Source organism: Nonomuraea sp. NPDC052265, assembly GCF_044547985.1.
Classification (GTDB): domain Bacteria; phylum Actinomycetota; class Actinomycetes; order Streptosporangiales; family Streptosporangiaceae; genus Nonomuraea.
On the sequence record NZ_JBIUBJ010000060.1, the window covers coordinates 1 to 3,159 of the forward strand.

Here is a 3,159-nt window from a genome sequence, read left to right on the forward strand (position 1 = left end):
GGCATATCCGCCCGCGTCACCAGCCTCCGCTCCGTTGACCTGCACTTTCAGCTCGGGACGGACTCCAGAACCCCCGAATTGCGCGGAACGCAGGTACACCCGCAGAAGGGAAACCACCATGACGACGAACCAGACCAGCGGCGGCTTCATCGGCGACCTGGCAGAGGCGTTCACGCCGCCCGCCGCCGGCGGCTGCTGCGGAGCTCCTGCCACCCCCTCCCCGGCCAGTGACACGGCCCAGCAGGCAGAGGTGGCCGCCACCTCCTGCTGCGGCAGCACGGCCGCCGCGCAGCAGGCCGTCCAGGCCGGCTGCTGCGGTCAGGCACCGGCCCCGGCCGCCGCCCCGGCCGCCGAGGCAGCCTCCACCGGCTGCTGCGGATGACCTCCACCATGCCGGACATCCCTCAGGCGCCCGGCCTAGCCGCCGTCGTGGAGCGGGTGTCGGCTCAGCGGATGAAGGCCACGGTCCACGAGCTGGCCCGCGACCAGTACACCGGGCGGCGCGTGGGCACCCCCGGAGGCCGCGCCGCCGCCGCATGGCTCGCCGAACGGCTGCGCGAGCTGGGCGCCGACGTAGAGCTCGACTCCTTTCCCGTCGCCGACGTGCGGGAGCTGTATGCCACGCCGGTGCTCGAATGGAGCACGGGCGGTCAGGCCCTACGCCTGGAGCACCGCAGGGACTTCGCCGAGCACCTGGCGACCGCCGAGTTGCCGGACCCGCGCACCGCGCCGCTGGCCGCCGCCTCCGAGGCCGACCTGCGCGGCCGGTGGGTGCTGGCCGAGGCCGGGGACTGGGCGCGGGCGTGCGAACGAGCCGAGGCCCACGGCGCGGCCGGAGTGCTGACCGCGCGCGGCACCGACGCCGAGAGGTGGATGCCCAAGATGATCGCCGGACCGGCCCCCCGCGCCGTCCCGATCATCGCCCTGCGCACCGACCGGCACGCCCGCATGGCCGACGCGCTGGCCGCCGGCCCGGTGCAGGTCACCGGATCGATGCCGCTGCGGCAGGTCGCTGTGGAAGGCCACAACGTCCACGCCCGCTTCCCCGCCCCCTCCCATGCCAGGGGCGCGGGGAGCGGACCGCGGGTACTGCTGACCGCGCACTACGACGGCGTCGGCGACGATCCCGGCCGGCGCCTGCCCGCTGCCGCCGACAACGCCTCCGGCGTGGCCGCCGTCCTGGAGGCCGCCCGCGTCCTGACGGCCGGCCCGGCCATCGGGGCAGGGCTGTCGGTGGCCTTCCTGGACGCCGAGGAGACCGGGGCATGGGGCTCGGCCCACCACGCGCCCACGCTGCCGTCCGGCACGTTGGTGCTCAACCTCGACGGCGCCGCGCAGTTGCACGAGGCCGCCGCGGTCGAGGCGGGCGGACCCGCCCACGCCTTGCTGGCCACCCTGGACCAGGCCGCCCGCCTGGTCGGCGTGCCGCTGCGGGCGGGCGCGATGGCGTCTGACAACCGTCGCTACGCCGCCGCCGGACTGGCCGCGATCGGCATCGGCATGGGCATGCCCGGCTACCAGACCCCCGCCGAAACCCCCGACCGTATCCAGCCGGACACCCTCGTGGCAGCGGCGCGACTGCTGGTCGCCACCGTAGGACTGCTGGCCGCCCAGACCTCGGTCTGATCGCCTCACCAGGGCACCGCTCAGGCAGGGGCTGCTGTGCTCAGGTGCCGCCAGTCGATGAACGGGCGGCGGCTTGCTGGGTGAAGTGCTCGGCGAGGGCGGTCATCTTGCCGAGGTAGCGGGCGGCCAGTTGCAGGTGGGTGTAGGCGGTGTCCTCATCGACGGCTCGCCCGCGGGGATGACCGGCCTCGTTGCGGGTGATCCTGAGCAGGTCGGCCACCGCGTCCATGGTCAGGTTGTCGCCCAGATCGTCGGGCAACGTGGGCCGAAGCGGCTCCAGTCGCGCGCGCAGCGCATGGAAGCGTGCATTCTGGGAGCTCTTGGGGTTGTCCAGTTCCTTGCGCAGCTTCTCGGCCGAAGCGCCGAGGGCGGCGACCATGGCCTCGGCCACGCCGAGGAAGACCTGCTCGGCCGCGACACCGAGCATCACCGAGCAGGCCAGGTAGCAGCCCGCGTTGAAAGACTGCAGGGCCTCTTGCATGTACTGGTAGGCGATCGGATGCAGGTCCGGCACCTGGCGGCGCAGCCGGCGCAGGTAGCCTTCGGGGTCGTAGGGCTCCCACGGGCCGCCCTGCACCGCCTTGCGGCCTCGCTCGGACAGTTTCCATCGCCAGTTGTCGGTGCCTGCCTGGCCCTGGGGGTCGAGAAAGATCAGGCCGTCGGCCAGCAGCCCCCATAAGGCTTCCCATGCCTCGTGGGGCAGGCAGCCGGTGGCTGCCCGAATCGACTGGGGCAGATAGGGGTTGCGGAAACGGTTCTCGGCCTGCGGAGTTGCCAGCAGGTTGAGGACTTGGCTGCGGATCTGCATCCCGACAGCGTAACCAGGCGATTGCCTTGCGTACCGACACGAAATGGGCGGTGGCCGCCCCTTCGGGGAGGCGGCCACCGTGGTCATGCAGCACCAGGTGGGCGACTCAGCCGGGCAGCAACTCGCTGAGCAGCTCCTCCACTCGGGAGCGGATGTCGTCACGGATGGCTCGGACGGCGTCGATGCCCTGCCCGGCCGGGTCGTCGAGCTTCCAGTCCTCATACCGCTTGCCGGGGAAGATCGGGCAGGCGTCGCCGCAGCCCATCGTGATGACCACGTCGGAGGCTTGGACCGCGTCGACGGACAGCACCTTGGGCCGAGCGGCGGTGATGTCGATGCCGACCTCGGCCATGGCCTCGACAGCGACGGGGTTGACCTGCTCGGCCGGGGCGGAACCGGCCGAGCGGACTTCGACGCGATCTCCTGCCAGGTGGGTGAGCCAGCCAGCGGCCATCTGGGAGCGTCCGGCGTTGTGCACGCACACGAACAGGACCGAGGGCTTACCAGATACGCGCTCAGGCATGGGCGGCCTCCTTGGCGGTGAACAGGCGGCGGCCGGCCAGGCTGACATAGACCAGGGCGACCAGGACGGGAACCTCGATGAGCGGGCCGACCACGCCCGCGAGGGCTTGGCCGGAGGTGACGCCGAAGACGCCGACCGCCACGGCGATGGCCAGCTCGAAGTTGTTGCCGGCGGCGGTGAAGGCGAGGGTGGTCGTCTTGTC

The 3,159-nt window shown here is 72.4% G+C and carries 5 protein-coding genes; 2 read left to right on the forward strand and 3 right to left on the reverse strand.

Going from position 1 to position 3,159, the window contains the following annotated elements; translation table 11 throughout:
• Positions 1-118 precede the first annotated feature (118 nt).
• Positions 119-382, forward strand: coding sequence for a hypothetical protein (locus ACIHAD_RS48750; RefSeq protein ID WP_397361732.1), 264 nt, complete (start codon positions 119-121; stop codon positions 380-382).
• Between the two features lie 8 nt (positions 383-390).
• A complete protein-coding gene (locus ACIHAD_RS48755) occupies positions 391-1,626 on the forward strand; it encodes a M28 family peptidase (protein WP_397361733.1) in 1,236 nt (411 codons plus the stop codon).
• Between the two features lie 40 nt (positions 1,627-1,666).
• On the opposite strand, the gene ACIHAD_RS48760 is transcribed toward ACIHAD_RS48755, so the two are convergent.
• The 3 genes from ACIHAD_RS48760 to ACIHAD_RS48770 all read right to left on the reverse strand — a co-directional run.
• Positions 1,667-2,434 carry a hypothetical protein gene (locus ACIHAD_RS48760; protein ID WP_397361734.1) on the reverse strand — a complete coding sequence of 256 codons (768 nt, stop codon included), beginning with the start codon at positions 2,432-2,434 and terminating at the stop codon, positions 1,667-1,669.
• Positions 2,435-2,540: 106 nt separating this feature from the next.
• Positions 2,541-2,957 carry an arsenate reductase ArsC gene (locus tag ACIHAD_RS48765; protein WP_397361735.1) on the reverse strand — a complete coding sequence of 139 codons (417 nt, stop codon included), beginning with the start codon at positions 2,955-2,957 and terminating at the stop codon, positions 2,541-2,543.
• The coding region (locus ACIHAD_RS48770) for an arsenic resistance protein (protein ID WP_397361736.1) at positions 2,950-3,159 on the reverse strand (210 nt) is incomplete at its 5' end. The genes ACIHAD_RS48770 and ACIHAD_RS48765, both read right to left, overlap by 8 nt.

Excerpts from the sequence above, each read along its gene's own strand:
- ACIHAD_RS48760 (WP_397361734.1), bottom strand. The coding sequence starts at position 2,434 with ATGCAGATCCGCAGCCAAGTCCTCAACCTGCTGGCAACTCCGCAGGCC.
- ACIHAD_RS48750 (WP_397361732.1), top strand. The coding sequence starts at position 119 with ATGACGACGAACCAGACCAGCGGCGGCTTCATCGGCGACCTGGCAGAG.
- ACIHAD_RS48765 (WP_397361735.1), bottom strand. The coding sequence starts at position 2,957 with ATGCCTGAGCGCGTATCTGGTAAGCCCTCGGTCCTGTTCGTGTGCGTG.
- ACIHAD_RS48755 (WP_397361733.1), top strand. The coding sequence starts at position 391 with ATGCCGGACATCCCTCAGGCGCCCGGCCTAGCCGCCGTCGTGGAGCGG.